At 52.1% G+C, this 22,155-nt stretch carries 20 protein-coding genes; 6 read left to right on the top strand and 14 right to left on the bottom strand.

The genetic code is table 11. From position 1 onward, the window contains the following. Positions 1-14: 14 nt before the first annotated feature. The 7 genes from CPA45_RS16055 to uraH all read right to left on the bottom strand — a co-directional run bounded on the left by CPA45_RS16055 (position 15) and on the right by uraH (position 5,959). Entirely contained in the window at positions 15-851 is an 837-nt protein-coding gene (locus tag CPA45_RS16055) for a bifunctional allantoicase/(S)-ureidoglycine aminohydrolase (protein ID WP_096653218.1), read from the bottom strand. A 49-nt stretch (positions 852-900) separates the two neighbouring features. After that, a complete protein-coding gene (locus CPA45_RS16050) occupies positions 901-1,677 on the bottom strand; it encodes an IclR family transcriptional regulator (protein ID WP_096653216.1) in 777 nt (258 codons plus the stop codon). 3 nt (positions 1,678-1,680) lie between these two features. Beyond that, a complete protein-coding gene (puuE, locus tag CPA45_RS16045; RefSeq protein WP_096653214.1) occupies positions 1,681-2,619 on the bottom strand; it encodes an allantoinase PuuE in 939 nt (312 codons plus the stop codon). Between the two features lie 111 nt (positions 2,620-2,730). After that, complete coding sequence (locus CPA45_RS16040; RefSeq protein WP_096653212.1) at positions 2,731-3,417, bottom strand: aspartate/glutamate racemase family protein; 687 nt, start codon at positions 3,415-3,417, stop codon at positions 2,731-2,733. After that, the gene (locus CPA45_RS16035) at positions 3,417-4,160 is read right to left on the bottom strand and encodes a GntR family transcriptional regulator (protein ID WP_208858530.1); all 744 of its coding nucleotides are present in this window, start codon (positions 4,158-4,160) and stop codon (positions 3,417-3,419) included. The genes CPA45_RS16040 and CPA45_RS16035 overlap by 1 nt, the downstream gene beginning before the upstream one ends. A gap of 161 nt (positions 4,161-4,321) precedes the next feature. Then, on the bottom strand, positions 4,322-5,527 hold the full coding sequence (locus CPA45_RS16030) for a urate hydroxylase PuuD (protein WP_096653210.1): 1,206 nt from the start codon (positions 5,525-5,527) through the stop codon (positions 4,322-4,324). A gap of 78 nt (positions 5,528-5,605) precedes the next feature. Further along, positions 5,606-5,959 (bottom strand): hydroxyisourate hydrolase, encoded by a 354-nt coding sequence (gene uraH, locus CPA45_RS16025; protein ID WP_096653208.1) that lies wholly within the window; start codon positions 5,957-5,959, stop codon positions 5,606-5,608. A gap of 473 nt (positions 5,960-6,432) precedes the next feature. On the opposite strand from uraH, the gene CPA45_RS16020 reads away from it, so the two are divergent. From CPA45_RS16020 to CPA45_RS16005, 4 genes are all read left to right on the top strand, one after another. After that, a complete protein-coding gene (locus tag CPA45_RS16020) occupies positions 6,433-7,890 on the top strand; it encodes a uracil-xanthine permease family protein (protein WP_096653206.1) in 1,458 nt (485 codons plus the stop codon). A 107-nt stretch (positions 7,891-7,997) separates the two neighbouring features. Next, positions 7,998-9,602 carry a methyl-accepting chemotaxis protein gene (locus tag CPA45_RS16015; protein WP_096653204.1) on the top strand — a complete coding sequence of 535 codons (1,605 nt, stop codon included), beginning with the start codon at positions 7,998-8,000 and terminating at the stop codon, positions 9,600-9,602. Between the two features lie 101 nt (positions 9,603-9,703). Next, on the top strand, positions 9,704-10,219 hold the full coding sequence (locus CPA45_RS16010; RefSeq protein WP_096653202.1) for an AmiS/UreI family transporter: 516 nt from the start codon (positions 9,704-9,706) through the stop codon (positions 10,217-10,219). A 173-nt stretch (positions 10,220-10,392) separates the two neighbouring features. Beyond that, on the top strand, positions 10,393-10,869 hold the full coding sequence (locus CPA45_RS16005) for a LabA-like NYN domain-containing protein (RefSeq protein WP_096653200.1): 477 nt from the start codon (positions 10,393-10,395) through the stop codon (positions 10,867-10,869). Positions 10,870-10,945: 76 nt separating this feature from the next. Here the strand turns inward: CPA45_RS16005 and CPA45_RS16000 are convergent, their stop codons facing one another. From CPA45_RS16000 to CPA45_RS15980, 5 genes are all read right to left on the bottom strand, one after another. Beyond that, entirely contained in the window at positions 10,946-11,299 is a 354-nt protein-coding gene (locus tag CPA45_RS16000; RefSeq protein ID WP_096653198.1) for a hypothetical protein, read from the bottom strand. An 80-nt stretch (positions 11,300-11,379) separates the two neighbouring features. Continuing rightward, positions 11,380-13,338 carry a TRAP transporter permease gene (locus tag CPA45_RS15995; protein WP_244287633.1) on the bottom strand — a complete coding sequence of 653 codons (1,959 nt, stop codon included), beginning with the start codon at positions 13,336-13,338 and terminating at the stop codon, positions 11,380-11,382. A 56-nt stretch (positions 13,339-13,394) separates the two neighbouring features. Further along, the gene (locus tag CPA45_RS15990; protein WP_096653196.1) at positions 13,395-14,534 is read right to left on the bottom strand and encodes a TAXI family TRAP transporter solute-binding subunit; all 1,140 of its coding nucleotides are present in this window, start codon (positions 14,532-14,534) and stop codon (positions 13,395-13,397) included. A gap of 64 nt (positions 14,535-14,598) precedes the next feature. Next, positions 14,599-15,795, bottom strand: coding sequence for a CaiB/BaiF CoA transferase family protein (locus tag CPA45_RS15985; RefSeq protein WP_096653193.1), 1,197 nt, complete (start codon positions 15,793-15,795; stop codon positions 14,599-14,601). Further along, positions 15,792-17,555, bottom strand: a complete 1,764-nt coding sequence (locus CPA45_RS15980; protein ID WP_096653191.1) for an acyl-CoA dehydrogenase family protein — start codon at positions 17,553-17,555, stop codon at positions 15,792-15,794. The genes CPA45_RS15985 and CPA45_RS15980 overlap by 4 nt, the downstream gene beginning before the upstream one ends. A 129-nt stretch (positions 17,556-17,684) precedes the next feature. Between CPA45_RS15980 and CPA45_RS15975 the strand changes: the two genes are divergently transcribed. Next, the gene (locus CPA45_RS15975) at positions 17,685-18,572 is read left to right on the top strand and encodes a LysR family transcriptional regulator (RefSeq protein ID WP_096653241.1); all 888 of its coding nucleotides are present in this window, start codon (positions 17,685-17,687) and stop codon (positions 18,570-18,572) included. Between the two features lie 229 nt (positions 18,573-18,801). Beyond that, complete coding sequence (paaX, locus tag CPA45_RS15970) at positions 18,802-19,728, top strand: phenylacetic acid degradation operon negative regulatory protein PaaX (RefSeq protein ID WP_096653189.1); 927 nt, start codon at positions 18,802-18,804, stop codon at positions 19,726-19,728. A 1-nt stretch (position 19,729) separates the two neighbouring features. Here the strand turns inward: paaX and paaY are convergent, their stop codons facing one another. Both paaY and paaN read right to left on the bottom strand, forming a co-directional pair. Next, complete coding sequence (gene paaY, locus CPA45_RS15965; protein WP_096653187.1) at positions 19,730-20,344, bottom strand: phenylacetic acid degradation protein PaaY; 615 nt, start codon at positions 20,342-20,344, stop codon at positions 19,730-19,732. An 11-nt stretch (positions 20,345-20,355) separates the two neighbouring features. Beyond that, positions 20,356-22,032 (bottom strand): phenylacetic acid degradation protein PaaN, encoded by a 1,677-nt coding sequence (gene paaN / locus CPA45_RS15960; protein WP_096653185.1) that lies wholly within the window; start codon positions 22,030-22,032, stop codon positions 20,356-20,358. Between the last annotated feature and the right edge of the window lie 123 nt (positions 22,033-22,155).

The raw sequence follows: 22,155 nt of genomic DNA, 5'->3' as shown, positions 1-22,155 counted from the left end.
ATAACGCAGCAGACTTAGCGCGGGCCCACACCACCCAGTTTCATATGGCGATTAACATCTTTATAGAGCAGGTAGCGGAATGGTCCTGGGCCACCGGCGTAACATGCCTGCGGGCAGAAGGCGCGCAGCCACATAAAGTCACCCGCCTCGACCTCTACCCAATTCTGGTTCAGGTGATAAACCGCTTTGCCTTCCAGCACATAAAGTCCGTGCTCCATGACATGCGTTTCATCGAAGGGGATAACCGCGCCAGGCTGCAAGGTAACAATATTGACATGCATGTCATGACGGATGTCGTTAGGATCGACAAAGCGTGTGGTGACCCACTTTTCGTCAGTTCCCGGCATCGCCGTGGGCGCAATATCGTTCTCATTGGTAACGAAGGGCGCAGGTACCTCAATACCTTCAACCTGCTCATAAGCTTTGCGCACCCAATGAAAACGCACCGGCTCCTCAGCATTGTTATGCGCCTCCCAGCGGGTACCGGGGGGTAAAAAGGCATAACCGCCAGGCTGCATGATATGTTTTTCACCTTTCAAGGTGAGCGTTAGCTCGCCTTCAACGATGAACAGCACCCCTTCTGCTGCTGGATCGGGCTCTGGCTTTTCGCTACCGCCACCGGGGGAGACTTCCATAATGTATTGGGAAAATGTTTCGGCAAACCCCGACAATGGTCGCGACAACACCCACAGTCGGGTTTTATCCCAAAATGGTAAATTACTGGTCACGATGTCACGCATGACACCTTTAGGTATCACTGCATAGGCTTCGGTAAATACGGCGCGGTCCGACAACAGCTGTGTTTGTGCCGGGTGCCCCCCCTGCGGAGCGTAATAATTGCGCTTGGTCATCATCTTTCCTTTTATCGTTGGCATATTGTGAGACATCAACTCAACTGACTTAGCCATGGCCTAGCATGCTTGAAATATTCACTGCTGCCTCAGCCACCAGTTCTTGTAACCGACCGTGGGTGTCTGCAGGAATCTCGTGCACGGGCACCATAATGCTGACCACGCCCTCCATCACCCCATCTTGGTTATAAAGGGGATAGACAATCGACGAGATACCAAAATGAAAATAGGAGTCCGCAATAACATAACCCCGGCGGCGATCTTCCTGCACTAACTCCCATAAGGCGTCACGATTCGCTGGCGTCCCTGGCTTGTTGTCTAACAACTCACCCGATGGATAAAGAGCCTCGAACTCATCATATGACAGTTCAGCCAGCAACATTCGACCTAATCCAGTGCGGTGCAGTGGTAGACGTGTGCCGACGCTGACGCGGCGGACGGTTGCATTGGAGGCCCCCACCCGTGCCACATAAACGGCATCTCGGCCATCGCGAATCGCAATATGGCTTGAGCAGCCCGTTACTTCGCACAACGCCTCAATCACTGGCTGTCCCACTTGAACTACGTCCAGTGAAGCCACGTACTCAAAACCTAGCCGCAACACATTAACGCCCAGCGAATACAGTCCGGTCACAGGGTGGTGACGCAAAAATCCCATATGCTCCAGCGTTTGTACTGTTCGATAGGTCGTAGACTGAGGAAACCCGACGCGCTTGACGATTTCGGCAAAGCTCATCTCGCGGTGGTGGCGGTTAAGCTCCATTAATATCATCAGCCCCCGCTCAAGCGCTGGGATTAGTCGTTTTTGTTCATCTTTGCCCCTCATGACTCACTCGCTCACTTCAAAACGCGCGGGATGGTGCTCAGCCCAATGACGTGCAATATCAACACGCCGAGTCACCCAGACACGCTCATGGGCTTCAATGTGGTCAAGAAAGCGCTGTAAGGCGCGGAAGCGGCCAGGACGACCTATCAACCGGCAGTGCAAGCCGATAGAAAGCATTTTCGGCGCTTCATCACCTTCGGCATACAAGACATCGAATGCATCGCGCAGATAAGTAAAGAAGTGATCAGCCGTATTAAAGCCCTGGGGTGAAGCAAAGCGCATGTCGTTGGAGTCAAGTGTATAAGGCACCACCAAATGGGTGTGAGTATCACCCTGGCTATCCTGCTCACGCGTCCAGAACGGCAGGTCATCTCCGTAGTAGTCGCTGTCATACAGAAAGCCCCCTTGATCTAGCACCAAACGACGCGTGTTGGGGCTATCGCGGCCGGTATACCAACCCAATGGCTTTTCGCCGTAAAGCTTCTGGAACACCTCAATTGCACGCTGCATGTGCTCACGCTCTACCGCTTCAGGCACTTCTTGGTAGTTAATCCAGCGATAGCCATGGCAGGCGATCTCATGGCCAAGCTCTTTGAATGCATGTGCAACATCAGGGTGACGCTCCAATGCCATCGCCACGCCAAAAATAGTCAGCGGTAAACCCCGTCGTTCAAACTCACGCAAGATCCGCCACACTCCGCTCCGCGAGCCATACTCATAAATCGACTCCATGCTGAGATGACGGTTAGGGAAGGCGGGCGCGCCTAATATCTCTGAAAGAAATTGCTCGGAGCCAGCATCACCGTGCAGCACTGAATTCTCTCCGCCCTCTTCATAGTTCAGCACAAACTGCACGGCTATTTTCGCTTTACCGGGCCAGTTAGCATGAGGGGGGGTACGGCCATAGCCGACCAGATCACGGGGGTAGTCGGGAGAATACATGATGTCAGTTTCCTTGTTGTGGAACGGCGTGCCGGTTTGTTCTTTGGGAAATCTTTACCGACAATTTTGTATACAACAAGAAGATAAACTGTACTCACCAAACGTGCAAGCCTACCCGAAAGGTTCGTTAACCTTAGGCAGGGTCATCAACGCATTCGTCTGAGCCAAAGCCGCATCCAGAGAGTCGAGCAGCTTGATTGATGGTGGGTGCGCCACCTCATCACGCAATCCTGCCAAGGCCGCGCCGCCGATGATGATGACATCCGGCGCCAACCGTGAGCACTGTTCATCAATCACTTTTTGCAGCCTTATTTTTGCCTGCTCCCGCTGTTCGGGCAGCGCTAAATCGTCTATCACAACAGCATCAATCCCGAGGCAGTGCCGACTCACCCCGAGCCCGTTAAGGGTATCTTCAATCATCCGCGGCCAACGCCTACCTGGGGTAATGATCGAAAAACGCGCCCCCAACTGCATGGCGGTCAGCACAGACGCTTCCAGCATGCCAACAACAGGCACAGGACTGAATTCTCGCACCGCGGCCATGCCTGGCTCACCAAAACAGGCCAGTAACAGGGCGTCCGGCGGTGTAGACGTGGGTGAAAAGCAGTGCTCGGCCATATTCACTACAGCGGCGGCCGCCGCCACGCAGTCTCGCTGTGAACCGATGTAGGCAACGCTCTCGTTCGCCGTCATCGTCGAGATTTTCACGGCATCCCCCAACAGTTGCTGGGCACGAGAGGCCATCGCTTCCGTCATCGCCAGATTGGTATTGCCATTTAACAGCAGCAAGTGTTTCATCAAGAAGTCATACCAAATATTTGATGCAGGTCGGGCGCTACCGCTTCTTCTTCAACAATCGAAAGCGAAGCCTCAATCTCCATCAGATGATGATTCATAAACGCTTTAGCTTTTTCACCGTCACCTTCGGCCAGGTAGTTAATTAGGTCCTCATGGTCGTGGGACTCGCACCCCAGATTCCCAGCACTTCCGTAAACCGCCAGAATCAACGATGAACGTGAACAGAGCTGGCTAACAAAGGCTGCCAAGGTGGCATTACCCGAGAGCTGAGCCAAGCGCTCATGAAAAGCCGCTGAAAGCCTAATCGCCGTGCTTTGCTCTCCGGCTTTGAGAGCTTTATGTTCACGCTTGGCCATATCACGTAGTTCGCTGACATCCTGCGGGGTAATATGCAGCGCTACTTCGGGCATCAAGCCACACTCCACCATCTTCCGAGCAGCGAATACATCACGGGCTTCTGCCGCTGTTGGACGAGTGACACTGGCGCCCCGCCGTGGGGTGATCGTTACCAGTTGCTCAAGTGCTAGACGTTGAAGAATCTTACGTATGCCCGTTCGGCTGACATTAAATACCTCGGTTAGCGCATCCTCTCGCAGCCTAGCACCAGGTTGCAGCTGCTGTTTGATAATGGCATCACTGATAGCCCGGTAAATGACCTCATGGCGCTCATCGCCATCACCATTTTTTCCTAAGCGCTTGGGCTGCGGTTTCGCCCCATTTATTAGGCTCAATTCTTGCTCCATGATAAGTCTCCTTGTATGCCTTATTCATATACTATTGTATACGCATTAAGGTGCGACTTTCACCGCATGTAGCAACCATGCAAAAGAAGCGCCTAAAAAAGCACACAGCCCGCCATAGGGCGGGCTGTGCTAGCAGTACAACTAACGAGGCGGTGCTAAGGCTATTCCGACCAAGCTTGAATAACTGCCCGCTCTTCATCCGTCATATTGGTCATATTGCCAAGCGGCATATAACCACTCTGCACAACCTGCTGGGTTCTCTCCTTCTGGAGCAAGATCTGCTCAATACTGTCGTACACCACCCCAGCTGGAGGTGCTGAGAAACCGGGTTGAGTGGGCGACTGCGAGTGGCATGCCACACAGTGTTGATTAACCAGTGCGGTTACCTCGGTGATATCAGGACCACTTCCCTCTAGCTGCGCATTGGAAGATGTTGCTTGGGACGGCATCGCTATCCAAAAGGCCACCAGAATAAGCGCGACACCTACCACCGGGTAAGCAGGCTGTATTTTACCCGCGTGCATTAAAACGAAGTACTGACGGATCAACGCCCCAGCAAAGATAAACAGTGTCATCAGCACCCAGGCGTACTCATGGGTGTAAGCAAAGGAGTAGTGATTGCTGATCATCAGCAATACGACAGGCAGCGTGAAGTAGGTATTATGAACTGAACGCTGCTTACCACGCTTACCATCAAGCGGGTTGGGCGTTTCGCCAGCCTTCATCGCTTTTACCATGCGGCGCTGACCAGGAATAATCCAAAAGAACACGTTGGCAGACATCGCGGTTGCCATTACCGCCCCCGTTAACAGGAAGGCCGCCCGGCCCGAGAACATCTGAGTACTTAAGTAGGCAACCACAACCATCATGACCGCCACGCCGATGCTCAGCAAACCATCGCGTTCCATATTAGGGCTGATACGCTTACACATCTCGTTATAAACGACCCAACCTAGCAACAGGAAGGCCAATGCCAGGATGTTGGCTTGCCAACCGGTAAGGTTCGCTGCCCACTCCCAGTTACTGTTGGGGTTCACCAAGTAAAAACCTGGATTGACCATATACAAAATAATGAACAGGGCAAAACCAGATAGCCAAGTGGTGTAAGCCTTCCAGAACGACCAGTGCAGATCATCCGGTAGCTTTTCTGGGCTAGTGGCATATTTCTGGTTATGGTAGAAGCCGCCACCATGTACAGCCCACATTTCACCAAACACACCCTTCTTGCGGCAGTTTTCATCTTTCGGTGTTTTGAGGCCGTTATCCAGCATCACAAAATAGATAGACTCGCCTATCCAGGCGATAGCAGCGATGACGTGTAGCCAACGCAGCATAAAGTTTCCAAATTCAATTAAATAGGCTTGCATGAGGGGCACCTCGCCTCGTTTGTTTATTGTTGGGCGGCTATATACAAGTAACTTTTATTGTCGTTAAGCGGTTGATCGTCAGCTGCCGCGATAAGTCGAGTAGGCATAAGGTGATAGCAATAGCGGCACATGATAGTGCTGCGATGCATCATTAACCCCGAAACGAAGAGGAATAATGTCCAAGAAACTAGGCGTTTGCTCTTTCACCCCTTGGCGCATCAAATAGTCGCCAGCATGAAACACCAGTTCATACTCCCCCGTTACTAGCTCACTGCCTTCAAGTATTGGTGCATCGCAACGGCCATCATCATTAGTTTCAACCGTCTTAAGAAGCTGGCGTAATCCTCCTCCTAAACGATAAACCTCGATTTTAATGCCTTCTCCAGGGCATCCCTGGGCGGTATCTAGAACATGAGTCGTAAGGCGTCCCATCAGTTTCTCCTGAGGCTGTCTAACGACGCCACCATTGGCGGCGCATAATTGGCAACGAAGTAGCTGAGCATGCTACACAGCATTTCAGCACATACTGACAACATTTTTATACTCTTAGTATCAACATTTCAAAGAATTTTTGTATACATTTTTATTTTTTGTAGTCGCAACCTGGCATTGTCGTCCTACACGCATCCCGCCAAGCGATAGAAAATGCCTGATTCGCTTCATTGCCTAAGCAGTACATTGCCCTAAAAAATAGCTGGCCTTGGGCCAGTTGGGTCTACCTCTAGGGAAAACACCGTGAGCCAACCCTCTATAAAGCCTGCTTATCAAAAATTACAAAGGCAGCAGAGTCACGAATAAATCCCGCAAAAATATTTATCATTTACTGACATTTTGTGTACAGTACGAACCAATAATATCCACAATAGCTAATGACTATTGAATACAAAAACAAAGGAGATGCAGTTATGAGTGAAGTCTCAGCCTCTTCCGATCAGCGGAAGCCACCTAATCAGCGCAATACCTCTCTGTTTGATTTCTATGGAAAACCTCGTTTTCTGAAAGCACTCCCCCTCTCTCTTCAGCACCTGCTGGCGATGATCGCTGGCGTCATCACTCCGCCCATTATCGTCGCAGGCGTCGTGGGTGCGAGCATAGAAGAGAAACTGCTGCTTATTCAGATCGCCGTACTAGCATCAGGTATATGTACCGTTTTCCACCTTTATGGGGTTTGGAAATTCGGTGCCCGACTGCCAGCAATCTTCGGTGTAGGATTTGCCTATGTGCCTACATTAGTCGCGGTCGGCGCTCAGTATGGTATTGAAGGGATTCTTGGCGCGCAGCTGATTGGCGGCATGACGATGGTAGTGGTGGGCTACTTCATCCAGTACATTCGTCACCTCTTTCCGCCCGTCGTTGCCGGAACAGTCGTATTGGTTATCGGCTTATCGCTTTACGATATTGCTATTCGCTACATGGCGGGCAGCGGTAATGTGAACGCAGCAAATTTTGGCGACCCTATCAACTGGCTGGTAGCAATGGTCACCCTAGTGACGGTACTGGTTGCAGCGCAATTCGGTAAGGGAGTCGTCAAACTTTCCGCTATTATCGTAGGTATCGTGGTGGGCTACCTTCTTTCACTCGCCCTGGGGATGGTCAGCTTTGAGAATGTAGCAAATGCCTCCTGGGTGGCAGTGCCCAAAGTGATGCCTTTCCAAATGGAGTTTCATGCTGCTGCTATCGCCTCCATGATGGTCATCTGCATTATCAACTCGGTACAAACCATTGGTGATCTTTCAGCCACTACTGTCGGCGGCATGAACCGTGAATTGAAGACTAAAGAGTTAACCGGCGGTTTACTGGGTAATGGTCTTACCACCACTGTAAGTTCTTTCTTTGGCGCACTACCTACATCTACGTTCAGCCAAAATGTTGGCATTGTAGCGATGACCAAAGTGATCAGCCGTTATGTATTGGTATTGGCCGGTATCTTTATGATTCTGGCGGGCCTTAGCCCGAAGTTCGGGGCAATCATGACGACTATCCCCTACCCAGTGCTCGGTGGCGCAACGATTACCGTATTTGGCATGATCACTATGACGGGTATTCAACTGCTGATCAAAGATGAGATGACTGCCCGCAACATGACGATCGTAGGCCTTGCACTGGCGCTAAGCCTAGGTATTGCAACGGTTCCAGCCGCGATAGAGCAGTTCCCTGCCATCGTGAGGAACCTGATTGGCGGCGCCCCCATTGTAGTAGCGGCAATCACAGCCTTTACACTTAACATCATATTACCTAACAAATCACTTTCGGATGAGGCCAAAGAGCGCGCAGCCATCGCCAAAGCGGATGAGGAAGCGGCTAAAGCGGAAAGTAACAAACTTAGCCAAAAGCTTTCCCAACATAACGGCAATGCAAGTTAATTAACGAGCACGAGCACCAACAACCAGAAAATAGAACTGCTGCACTCGTCGGCAGTTCTATTTTGCGTTTATGGCTAATGCCCATATGGCAAAACTTAGGAATACCGATGCGTTTACTAGATAATATGACGTTAAGAGTTAGCTGGTCGCTGGTCCTGCTCTCTTTCCTGCTCCTGCTTTTTGTCCTCAGCAGCACAGGGCTTTATGCCGTCAATCATAGCCAGCAAAGTATTGAGCAGCTCACTAATGTCAATGTTAACCAGCAATCCACTCTTAATAGAACTAACTCAACGCTACAAGATACGCGTCTTAGCATGGCGCGACTTTATGAAGAGCTAATTGAGCCTCAAACATCGCTTACCACGGAAGAGAGGCAGCAACGCGCCTCGGATCTGCATAGCTCGCTCAACAATGCTCGTGATGTGTTTACGGTCTTCCTATCACTACCCGCTAATGCCGCACATAACACTCTTATTGCCCCCATCGCCGCAAGCTTCGATAGCATGCTGGATGAGCATCTTCTGCTACAGGTAGCGGCTCTACAGCAAGGCGATGTGGCGACTTATCGCCAACAGCGCGATGCCGCCTACCAAGCTTATGCCACTTTCTATCAAGATGCCGTGGGCTTCTTTCATCACGTAGAAGAAGAAGGGAATGAGCTGCTGTCCAATTTTGACTCCGTCATCAGCATATCCACTATCACCATCATTACCGTCTTTCTTATTGCGCTCATCGTCAGCCTGGTTGTGTATTGGGGAGTAGGCGCTAATTTAATACGCCCCATGCACCGCATTACCGAACATTTCCAGAGCATGGCTAAAGGTGATCTTTCTAGAGAAGTGGAGATCCGTGGCCGAAATGAAATCGGTGTACTTTTCGCCGCTCTGCGCCATATGCAGCAGAGCTTACTAGGTACTGTTACCACCGTCCGAGATAGCAGTAGCGAGGTACTTACCAGCGCCCAAGAGATAGCGAAAGGCAATCAAGACCTCGCAGCACGCACTGAACGGCAGTCCGCCTCTTTAACCGAAACCGCTTCCAGTATTGAAGAAATGACCTCGACAATGGAGCGCAATAGCGACAATGCCGCCCAGGCAAGACAAGTTGCCCGAGCAGCCGAGGATAGCGCCCAGCAAGGTGGCAGCGTGGTCACCAATGTCATTAGCCACATGCACAACATTCGCGAGAGCTCACGGAAAATAACCGACATTATTGAGTTGATCGACTCCATCGCCTTCCAAACTAATATTTTAGCGCTCAATGCATCCGTAGAAGCGGCACGTGCGGGGGAGCATGGCCGTGGCTTTGCCGTGGTTGCCAGCGAAGTACGCCAGCTAGCCACCCGTAGTGCTAACGCCTCAACGGATATTCGAAAACTGATTGAAACATCGGTCAACATGGTGGAAGCCGGAACACAGCAAGCTGACCAAGCAGGCGAAACTATGGCGGAAATTATGGCATCGGTGAAGCAAGTCACCACCTTGATGAATGAAATCGCTGTCGCAACCGAAGAGCAGCGTGCAGGCATTAGAGAAGTTAATATTGCGACCAACGACATGGAACAAACTACCCAGCAAAATGCCGCAATGGTCGAACAAGCCAGTACCGCCGCTATCCAGCTGCAGCATGAGGCAGAACGTCTAACCGCGATTGTTGCTCGGTTCAAGCTTAATGAATCACCGCTGCTTATTGCGCAAACAAGCACTGTTTAATCAGCAATACTTATCTAGCAATACTTAAATTAATAAACCCTTAAAAACACAAGCTAGAAAATTAAAGCTAACTAAAAATCAGAGCGTTGGAGCGAGCTACCATGATACTGGGTCTTACACTACTTTATGTAGGCGCTGTTCTATTCATAAATGGTATCTGGCTCCTGGGCAAAATCAGCAACCAGGAAGTATCAGTCATCAACGTATTAGTTGGGCTGCTGAGCTTTATTATCGCCCTCCACTTAATATTTACAGACCCTAGTAACACAATCGCCATTAGTGCGGGGGCTTTTACGCTGCTGTTTTCCATCACCTACCTTTGGGTAGGCGCCAACCAGTGGTTGAAAGCAGATGGGAGAGGCCTAGGTTGGTTCTGTCTTTTTGTTAGCATCACCGCTGCGATTATTGGTGCACACTCAGTATCTGGAGAAGCGACGAGCTTTAAACTGTGGAATACCATAAATTGGCTTGCATGGTCTCTCTTATGGCTCAGCTTCTTTTACCTATTAGCGTTGGCGAAACCCATTCAACGACCCGTTGCAACCTATACCATTTTTTGCGCTATTTTTACCGGCTGGATTCCAGGGGTAATGATCCTGCTAGGAATTATCAATTGAGCAGTGAACTACCACCCAGCTCTACCCTCAATCGGCATTGCTCAGAGTGAGCACGGTGTTAGTATTGAGGGAGAGACCAGCATCGCTTTTAACACATTGAGCACTGAGGCTTTTACTGGCTATATCCACTAAATCATTTAGCCTAATAATGATTGATAAAAAAGATTATATCTATGATGAAAGTTGCGATACTTGTGGACATACAGAACGTTTATTACACCACACGTGAGGCGTACGGCAGGAATTTTGATTACAACAAGTTCTGGGCCCAAGCAACGGCTAATAGAGACGTTGTGAAAGCTGTTTGCTATGCCATCGACAGAGGTGACAAAAAACAGCGAGAGTTTCAAAACATACTCAGAGCTATTGGGTTTAATGTAAAGCTAAAACCCTTTATTCAACGATCAGATGGCTCCGCAAAAGGTGATTGGGATGTTGGCATCGCTCTAGACGCAATGGAGTACGCCGAACAGGCCGATGTGATTGTGCTGGTATCAGGTGACGGCGACTTTGATCTTTTGGTAAATAAAATTCGTGTTAAGCATGGGAAAAAAGTTGAGGTTTATGGCGTCCCCCAACTGACAGCAGCGTCACTAATGAGTGCGGCCAATGAGTTTATCGCGATAGATAACGAGCTGTTGTTGGGTTAAAAGTTGCTGTAAAGCCACTTTCCTGAAGACCCGATAATAGTGGTGCACTTGCGGTGTGAGGCAGACCTTTTCTTCACTATTCACTTTGCAACTGATCGACCCGCGTTAGGGTAAGCCGTCTCCCCTCATGCAGTGAGAAGTAAAACTGGCCTTCTACTTCCACGGTTTTACCTAAATACGGGGCTATTTTCTGGTGAGGGAATATCTCAACTCGGTTCAGATATTCATCTTCGATCCAATAATGAAAAGGGTCGTGAAAGTACCGCACAACGCCGTGGGTAATTATTTGACGGCCATCAAAGGCAGCAGGGTTTTTCACCAATATTGGCAGTGGCACCGTTACTGTTTGCTGCCCGCGACATCCACTCATAAGGATTATTATAAGTAATATCGCTGCCATACAGCCGGTGCGTTTTGGTATTGACCTCATTGCGTTGCTCCCATCGACTGTTCTTTGGGCTTCACCAGTGTTAATGACCCCAGTCCCCAGTCAAAAGTAGGCTGGTCACATCACCTACTTGGCGGCGGCCGAAGGCTGGTTTTAAAGGTGGCTATCTCTTTGGCTACGTGGTGCCTTGTACGTTGGGTTACATAGTGAGCAACGTAGTACGATGCCAACAAGCCACACCCGATCAAATCAGTGACCCAGCCGGGGTAGATCAGTAACCCTGCGGGTAGTAGGAAGAAGACACGCGCAAAATGACCGATGACACCGACTCGGTAGAGGTACCCCTCCATTGCAGCAGCCACCAGCCAGATAGCCACCAAAGCGGTGATGGACGATATAACAACCCTTAGCGGCTCACCTTGCAGGATCAACGCCGGATTAAGCACAAACAGGAAAGGCAGCACAAACAAGATGCCGCCCAGGCGCACCGCGTGAAGACTGGTTTTGGTGTTATTAGCCCCTGCCACCCCAGCCGCAGTTATAGCGGCCAATGCCACTGGTGGCGTAATGTAGGAAAGCATTCCCCAATAGAGAATAAATAGATGGCTACCCATGGGGTTGAGGCCAGCAGATACCAGCGCGGGGGCGAGCAGGATAGACAGGAAAATATAGCAGGCACTGACCGTCATCCCCATTCCGAGAACAAAGCTGGTAATGGCACCCGCCGCCAGCATCAACGGAATACTACCGTCGGCATAAAGCAGCAGTTCGCGTGAAAATGATCCAGCGACACCAGTATAAGAAAGTCCTCCAACGACAAGACCAATACCTGCCAACACGGCTACCAAGTTGCCAATGCTTTTTGCCAGCTGAAATAAAAAATCCAGACCTGTTTGGATATTGAGCTGCTGATGGCGGCGAAACAGTGAGATGCCCAGCAATACCAGCGTTGCGTAGTAAGGCGCATAGCTTTCAAGGCGCATCACCAACAACATGTAAATCAGCAACGCTAGGCTTAACAGGTAGGGCCAACCAGACTTCAGTGTTGGCCAAATGCCGGGGATCTCGTCGGCACGCATGCCTTTCAAACCGTTACGAGCAGCGTAGTTGTCCACCTGCAGAATAAGCGCCATATAGAACAGTATCGCTGGCAATAAGGCGGCAATCATCACTTCGGAATAACTGACGCCCAGAAAGGAGGCCATAATGAACGCTACGGCTCCCATAATGGGGGGCATCAAGGTGCCGCCTGTGGAAGAACAGGCTTCGACGGCAGCCGCATACTCCTTCGAATAGCCACTGCGCTTCATTGCCGGGATAGTAATCGCACCAGTGGTCAGAATATTGGACACTGCACTGCCCGACAAACTGCCCATGAACGCACTGGAAATCACAGCAACCTTGGCAGGCCCGCCACGACTTTTACCCATAAGCGAGGTGGCAAAGTCCATAAAAAACTTACCACCACCGGTAATCGTCAGGGCGATGCCAAACACCACAAAGCCTATAATAAGGTTGGCAACGACCTGCATGGGCACACCGACAATGCTTTCCACACCCATTACATGGGAGCGAATGGTTTCTCCTAGCGTGAAAGGGTTGCTCCATAAAAACCCTGGCATGTGTCCCGCATAAATCGGATATAAACCAAACACTAAAGCCACCGCAAAAATAGCCCATCCGCCACACCGCCGGACGCCTTCGAGCACCAATAACACCATTACGCTGGCAGTAGCGGTTGCTTCAGTAGGCGCAAAAAACTCCCATCCCTCTTGCATCATACGCAGACCGTTCATACCCAGATAGGTAGCACAGCCTAATGCAGTAGCTGCCAACCCCCAGTCATACCAAGGCAAGTGGTGCCTATCCGCTTCCCGGGCGGGGTAACACAGTAGTGCTGATGCAAGGAAAACACCGATCAGATAGTAAAGAAATGCATTCCCCAGAGGGGAAAAACCAAACAAGGACAACGAAAAGGTTTGATTGATGGCCATTAGTAGGCCCGCCAACCCCAATAACATAACAATTGCGCGGGACGTCCTGTTCAGCCGTACTGGGTTGTAATCGCTATTATGACTCATGGCCGTTACCTTTAAGCTCGAGCGTGGCTGGGGTAACAGCCCCAGCTGGATCGGAATTAAAGTGCGTCAAGCGTAGCCTGACGGCGCTCTTCCCAACGTGCTTTAAAGGCGTCATCGTCAAGGCCGCTGGCGTCTTCAACTGTCGACTCCCAAGCCTCCTGCAAGGCTTCCAGGCGCGTAATGCGTGCATCATTCCAGGCCTGCATGTCTTTGTCCCAGAGACCTTTTTCTTCCATATAGCGTACGGCACCGGCATGGAAGGGAATATCAATGGGTGGCACACCGGAATCGCTGATCACCCAACGATGAATCGCCGAGGTAGCGTCCTTATAAAGGTCGTAGGACTCATCCAACGACTTAATCATGGCGTACACCTCCTCCTCATCCTTGTCCGCCATGGAGACAATGATGGGATAGCGGTAAGCCAGCATGTTAGCTGGGGTGTCTTCAGATAAGCCCGCACCAATGGTCTCGGTGAACGACTGGAATACCGGCGCCACCTGATTCATGCGCCCCCACCCCTCTTCATCGTCAGCGGGGATATCCACCCAACGCAGTCCTCGGGGAGACTCTTTAAGCTCGTAGAGCTGGCTTGCCGTTGTTGTCGTACATACTGCATCAGCTTGACCCTGTACCAGCGAACTCATGGCAGCACTGTGAGCTGGGAACATCACTGCTTCAACGTCATCACGCGTGAGGCCACCGAAAGCAAGAATGGCATCACACTTGACGCTAACCGAGGGGTTACCCGCGGTGTACGCGACGCGTTTACCACGCAGACCCTCCAGACTATGGATTTCTGCATCGGCAGCGGTCGGAATCCCAAAAGAGGAGGGTCGGCCAGCCACCGCGCGCAGATCCTGAGGCCCCCAACGGCGTTCAGCAAAGTCGAAGGTTCCTTCTGATGCAAAGAATGACTCGGTGGCCAGGAAGGCATAATCCGCCCGCCCTGATACAAGCGGTTGCAACCGCCCTATGGCAGAACCGGCGGGCTGAATACGAATACGCGTGTCGTAAGCACGGCCAAAGGCATCCGCAATGGCCGATGCTTCAGAATGCCCCTGGGAACCAACATCGTAGGCTGTCCAGGTCATGGTATCCGGCAGCTCTTGAGCGGCCGCTACGCCGCTCAATGTAAACATCGAAAATGAAAAAGAGGCGGCGATAATACTGGCGTTAAGTGTCTTATATTTCATGATGACATCTCACTTATTGTTGGAGTTGTTAGTGATACGCTGAGGCAATAAAAACAAGCCGTACTTAGCGTTTCTTTTCTGTAGGTGTAATGCCTTGTTCAATGAAGCGTGCGATACGTTCTGGGCTAGTGCCGATATCTCTAAGTATGTCCTCCGTATGTTGTGCAAAGGTGGGTGGTGGGCGCTGGTAGCGACAAGGGGTACGACTAAGCTTGATCGGTGAGCCTGTGCCTTTGTAATCACCCAGTTCGACGATCATTTCCCGGTGCGCGGTGTGTGGATGCGCCAGAATTTGAGACGTTTCCAGCACAGGGCCACAGGGCACGCCATTACCAATAAGGTGCTCTGCCAACGCCAGACCATCCCGGCCCCGCATAGCCCCTTCCAAGGCGTCGCGCAGCGCATCACGGTTTGCCAGGCGCGCTCCGTTATCAACAAAACGAGGGTCTTTGGTCAATGCCGAACAGTTCAGTTCATCACATAGCTTGGCAAACTGGCCATTGTTACCCACGGCCAAAAACAGCGGCTGCGTCGCGGTTTTGTATACCTCATAAGGCGCAATATTCGGGTGGGCGTTGCCAGTACGCTGGGGAGCCGGGCCACCATAAAATACGTTAGGGAAATGCGGATGCATCAACGAAAGGCCCGAATCAAACAGCGCTGCTTCGACAAATTGTCCTTGACCACTGTGTGCCCGCTCATGCAATGCCAGGGTAATACCGATGACCGCATTTAACCCCGTCACGATATCCACAATGGGAAGCCCTACCCGCAGCGGGTCACCCCCCTGCTCACCATTGACACTCATCAGGCCCGCCATGGCCTGAATGACCGCATCGTAGCCAGGCAAGCCCCCCATGGGCCCATCCGCACCAAAGCCGCTAACCCGGCAGTGAATCAGACGTGGGAAACGCTCTTTCAAATCGTCATAACCCAGCCCCCACTTTTCCAGCGTGCCTGGTTTGAAGTTCTCAACCAGCACATCGGCATTCTCAAGCAGTTCCAGTAATAGAGCACGCCCCCCCTCCTGGCCCAAATCAAGCGACATGCCTCGCTTACCCCTATTCAAGCCGTGGAAGTAGGAAGCTGCATCCCCCAGGAACGGAGGCCCCCAACCACGAGTTTCATCTCCGCAGGGTGGCTCTATTTTGACGACGTCTGCACCGTGATCCGCCAATACTTGCGTGCAATACGGGCCACCAAGCACTCGGCTTAAATCAATCACGCGCAACCCACTTAATGAGGCATTGCTAAGACTCATGACACTCCCTCTTCTTGAGGATGTGTAGTAACGCCTAAACTTGCGACGAGTTCCGCAACGCTGGTGGTGCTCATCGGTTGTTCGGTCAACAGTTCGACAAGCAGCTGTGAAGGCGTCTCATCAACAGCCAATGGGTTCTGCGGCAGCAAACGATAACGCATCACCAGCGCCGCCAGTGCTGCACGGCGTTGATTATCGCCTTGCTGTGCCGCTTCCCAGGCTAGAAAAGCTGCCGAGGCAATGTGGTAAAGCGTGCTCGCTATGCGCCGGACTTCATGCTCGGCATCCGCACTGTCTGCCACTTGCTGGGCTGATCGAACGCCTTGGTCCACCACGCTTGCTAACAAGCTCTGCTGTTGCGTGTTCAAAGCTGACTCATTGATCAGGCGATGCAAGTATTCGGTTAGCACGGGCAAGGCACCCTCCCGGCGGATAGCGCGAAAAACATCGAGAGCAACGATGTTGCTCGTACCTTCCCAAATCGAACCTAAATGGGCATCACGTACAACCCGTGCGTCCGACCACTCTTCGATATAACCGCACCCACCCCGCACTTCCATCCCATCCCCAGCCACTTTCCGAGCATCGCGTGTGGTACGGAACTTGATCAGTGGCGTAAGGATACGTAACAGTTGGGCAGCTTCCTGGTCGCCTTGATCAGCTCGGCGCAGGCACTCAGCCGTATGGAACACCATGCTGCGTCCCTGCTCGGCAGTCACCATCATTTTGAGCAGCTGGCGCTGCATCAGCGGCAGCTCAATCAGGCGGCGGCCAAACGCATAACGGTTACGCGCAATGAACAGGCTCTCATTGATGGTGCGTCGCATAAGCCCAGCGGAGCGCACACCGTTGGAGAGCCGTGACATGTTGATCATGTCGGTCATATGCTTGAAGCCCTTGCCCTGCTCGCCCACCACATAAGCTTCAGCACCTTCCAAAACAATCTCACCGCTGGCCATGGAACGAGTGCCCATCTTGTTCTTAAGGCGCAGGATGCGGTAGTGGTTCAAGCTGCCATCAGGCAACCAGCGAGGCAGTAAAAACAGGCTTAACCCACGGGTGCCAGTTTGGTCGCCCTGTGGCCGTGCAAGCACCATCGCCAAATCCGCATCGGGGTTGGAACAGAACCACTTATCCCCATAAAGACGCCACTGGCCGCTCTCGAAACGAGCTTCCGTGGTAATCGCACCAACATCAGAGCCTGCATCCTGCTCGGTCATGAACATCGCGCCCTGAAAGTGTTGCTCCTCATCCTGAGTGGTCAGCTGTTCAATAAACTGGGCGACCAACTCGGGTGAGCCGAATTTACGCAGGGTACGCGTCAGCGCATCGCTCATGCTCAGCGGGCAGCACAAACCAAACTCTGCCTGCACGAACAAAAACGTCAGGCCGTACTTGACGGCAGGTGGCATCGGCTTCGGCCAATCCAGCACTCCGCCACGGTGTGACATAGCCGCCAAGCCAAAATGGGAGTATGCGTAATGCTCAAGTCGTAGGTAGGCCGGGTGCTTATCTATGTGCTGGGCATCAGCCCCATTGCGTGTACGCAGATGAAGTACCGGTGGGTTTTGATCCGCGGCCAATGCTAATGCCTCAAGTTCATCGCCGACCAGCTCGCCCATTTCATGAAAAAAAGGCGCCGTATGTTGGCGCAACGCAGGGGCAAGATAAACGTCTAGTAGGCAGGATAATTCTGGGTCGCTGGCAAATGCATTGTGCCCACGGTTATCGGGGATATTGCGATGTATCGCAGTGGACATATCGATTCTCCTTGTTATATTTTCGATAACGTTTCCTGCATACTAGAAGCCGTTAATACGGCGCAGCCAATACTGATTTTGGATGCACTGATAGCTTTTTTTGTATCGTTGGCGTTCCAGGAGTCACTTATGGCGTTGACCTTTCGGCAGCTACGTTACTTCCTGACCCTGGCGGAAGAGCTCCACTTTGGTCGTGCCGCTGAAAAGCTGCATATTTCACAGCCACCGCTTAGCACGAGCCTGCGACAGCTCGAAGAGGACCTGGGCGTCAAATTGCTACAACGCAGCAGCAAGAGCGTTAAGCTGACCACCGCAGGCGAGGTGTTTCAGCGGCAGGCAAGGCGCTTGCTCGAGGATCTGGAAGAATCACGCATCATGATGCAACGCATCGCAGATGGCGCCTCGGGTATTTTGAGAATCGGCTTTACTCCCGCCATGCTATTCCGCGGTTTGCCACTTGCTTTACAGCAACTTAAATCGACACACCCTGGAATTGAGGTAAAGCTGCTTGAGCGAAATTCATCCGATCAAGTTGAGGGTATCGAGTCTGGACAGCTCGATATCGGTTTTATTCATGCCATGCCGCTTCCTAATACGCTGGAAAAACTGGCACTGGCTAGTGAGCCATTGCTGGGCTGCGTACCCAGCCACCATCCGTTAGCACAACGACAATCAATCTACCTCAAAGATCTGTGTAGCGATTCGTTCATCACGTTTCGCCGTGATCTTTCCCCTCACTACTATGACCGTATCATGGGCCTGTTCCACGTTGCCGACCTAACACCTAATGTGACACATGAGGTGTCACAATGGCTGACAGTGATCGCATTGGTCGCCAACAGCATGGGAGTCGCACTGGTACCGAAATCACTGATGGACACACAGTTTTCTAACGTCAGCTTCCTTCCTTTGGCTGATGTTTCTATCACACATGAGTCACACTGCATTTGGCTAAAAGATAATAAAGCAGAAAATCTTGAACTGCTGGTTAGCATTCTCCACGACTTCCACTCATAGCGATGGAGATGCCATTATCTTTTAAAGAACGCGGCTAATTAAATTCACTTTACCCACCTTTTGCATAGCACTTAAGAGAAGTGCATAACCACCTTACTGAGCTGTGGGCTAACACTGGCAACGACTCAGGCCAAGCCATAAAAAAACGTGATACGATAATCTTTTATACTAGTTAAATTTTCTGTCATTTTAACCGACAGTACCACCGCAAAGGGAATCCGCTTTCACCATGTCGTCAGCTACAGACTGTGTCGCTACGCTTATTGATGACTTCCAGCAGCGTCGACCAATTCGCGCTGGTTCACTGATTATTACCGTCTATGGCGACTCTATCGTGCCGCGTGGTGGCACAGTGTGGTTAGGTAGCCTATCGAAACTGGTGGAGCCAATCGGCATCAATGAGCGGTTGGTGCGTACATCTGTCTATCGATTAACTCATGAAACATGGCTACGCGGTGAGAAGGTTGGCCGTCGCAGCTACTATCGTTTAAGCGGCCCGGGGCGGCGTCGTTTCGAACAAGCCTTCAAGCGTGTTTATCACGGTGCCCAGCCATCTTGGTCAGGGCAATGGACGCTGGTCTTGCTAACACAACTTCCTCCAGACAGGCGCCAGCAAATTCGTGATGAACTAGAGTGGCTAGGGTTTGGTAGTTTTGCCCAAGGTGTTCTGGCACATCCCACGCTATCACGTGCAGAGACCATGGTGGCATTACAGGAGCTGGATGCGGCCGATGATGCTATCGTGATGCAAACTCAGACCATGGAGCCCATGACCAGCAAGCCACTGCGTCTCCAGGTCAGAGACAGCTGGAACCTCGATGAACTAGCTGAGCTCTACCAACGCTTTCTCGTCAAGTTTCGCCCCCTATGGAATGCGCTCAACACAGAGAACCATCTAGGGCAGGAAGAGTGCTTTATTGCCCGCACCTTACTTATTCACGAGTATCGCAAGGTTCAATTACGCGACCCCATTCTGCCTGACGAACTACTCCCCACGGCATGGGAAGGACGCTACGCCCATCAGCTCTGCCGCAACCTCTATCGTTTGCTCTACGAACGCGCAGAGCGCTGGCTAGACCAACACCTGGAAACCGCCGAGGGCCCATTACCAGCCCCCGGCCCCAGCTTCTACCAGCGCTTCGGCGGGCTGGAATAGTTCATGGCTGTGGCGACTTATCCAGCGTCTGCTGCTTAGGTTGTGTATCACCGGCCAGCAAGGTTGGGCGATCAGCATCAAGTTCTGTCAGCGGTTCACAGGGCTCCAAGCTGTCACGGCAACGGCTCACTAAGCGCTGATACTCCTGGGTACCCTGCTGTTTCCAGGCAAATTCCTCATCACTCAGCGCACGCTTAACCTTTGCAGGTGCCCCCATCACCAGCGACTGTGGCTGACACTCGAAGCCTGCCTTAACGAACGCTGCCGCCGCAACGATAGAGCGTTCAGCAATGTTGGCGCCGTCCATCACCACGGCGTTCATACCGACCATGGCATCACGCCCAATCACGCAGCCATGCAGTACCGCGCCATGGCCGATATGGCCATCCTTCTCAACCTTGGTGACGCAGCCAGGGAAGCCATGCATCACACAGGTATCCTGAAGGTTCGCGCCCTCTTCCAGCACCAGGCGACCGAAATCACCGCGCATCACCGCACCGGGGCCCACATAACAGCCGGGTCCCACGATTACATCGCCAATTAACACCGCAGTAGGATGGACATAGGCGGTCGGGTGTACCACCGGCGTCACCCCTTCAAGTCGATAGTAAGGCATCACGTTCTCCGTTAGTTGGATTGGCTATGGCGACGGCTTTGCACCACCACAAAGCGGCTGGCGACAAAGGCTTGATTACATAGGGAAGCATTCGCCGCAGGATTACCACCTGTGGCGTGAAAGTCACTAAAAGCAGCCGACTGGTTGACGAATATTCCCCCATCCAGGTTCAACGAGAGCGGGGTTGCCACTTCCATCGCCAACTCTTCGAACTGCTCGGCCACAACCTCATCAGTCGTATAGCCACCTAGGGTTATCGCGCCCTTTTCCCGGATCACGTCACGCGCCAGTTCAATGCTATGCGCGGTGTTCTCAGTCGCGATAACAAAGCTGATGGGCCCGAAACGCTCCTCACTATAGGCAGCCTTCTGCTCTGCATCTACTTTGAGGATAAGCGGCGTGTGAATACGGGCGTTGGAGAATTGAGTGTGCGCTCGCGGCTCGCTATCCAGCACTATTTCGCCTAAGCCACGGCATTCATCAATCCGTGCTTGTGTCTCCCGCGACTGGAGGGCACCCAGCACCGTACAGGCTCGGTCGTTGTCGCTCAGAAACGCTTGGACGGCTTTCGCAAGCGCTGCCGCAACGTCGTCAAAACTCACATGGCCATCCGCTGTTTCAATACCGCTTCTGGGCACATAGATAGCCTGAGGGGTCGTACACATCTGGCCGGAATAAAGGCTCAGCGAGAAAGCCAGGTTCGCCGTGATGGCCTTAAGGTTATCCACGCTGTCGATAATGACCGTGTTGATACCAGCTTTCTCGGCGAAGACCTGGGCCTGGGTGGCGTTCTTTATCAGCCAGTCACCAAAAGCGTTGGAGCCGGTGAAATCGATCAACTTAACGGCAGGATCAAGCGCCAACGCCTTGGTGAGCGGCGCATCGACAGTGTCTGGCACCAAGCTCACCAAGCAGGGGTCGAAGCCGGCTTCCTCAAGTACCTGTTGAGCAACACGGGTAGTCATCGCCACCGGCAGAATCGCGCCAGGGTGAGGTTTAATAATGACCGGGTTGCCGGTCGCCAGACTGGCAAACAAGCCTGGATAAGTATTCCAGGTGGGAAAAGTAGAACAGGCTACTACCAACGAGATACCACGCGGCACGATATGAAAACGCTTATCCATGGCGATGGGATCATGCTTGCCCTGGGGCTTGACCCATTTCGTGGTAGCGGGAATCTGAGCCATCGCCTGCCAGGCGTACGCCACGGCTTCAAGACCGCGATCCTGAGCATGCGGCCCACCGGCCTGAAACGCCATCATCGGCCCCTGGCCGCTGGTATGCATCACCGCTTGGGCGATCTCCGGGCTTATGGCATTCAGCCGCGACAAAATTTCCAGACACACCCCGACGCGCACTTCGGTCCCGGCATCCCGCCAGTCGCGTATTGCCCCTTGCATGGTCGCGATCAACTCTTGGGGGTTTGGCTGCTCATAAGTAATACCCAGCTCAAAACCATAGGGGGATACTTCGCCCCCCACTTGTTGAGTGCTACCAGTGGCATGCAGCGCAAACGGCTGATTGAGCAGTGACTCGAATTTAGACGGTGCCGCTTTCACAGCATCCTCGGGGTATGTCCGCATACTTTCTGGATAAGGCGTCCAAAAGCTGCGGTTTGTGATAGCCGTAACGGCTTGATCCAGAGTCTCACGGTGACGGTCGAACATTTGCTGCGCTGCTTGCGTCATGGGGCGCTCCTGCACTCACTTATTTTTTTGATACGCTATATTTGCAAAGACTATATTTCATGTAACAAAACATCAAACGCTTTCCTAGGCACCATCCACTTAATAGTTAGCGAGAAATGTCTA

Origin of the sequence: Vreelandella nigrificans (genome assembly GCF_002374315.1) — a bacterium.
Lineage (GTDB): Bacteria > Pseudomonadota > Gammaproteobacteria > Pseudomonadales > Halomonadaceae > Vreelandella > Vreelandella nigrificans.
Note: the sequence above shows the minus strand (reverse complement) of the source record. Positions and strands in the feature narration are given on the sequence as shown.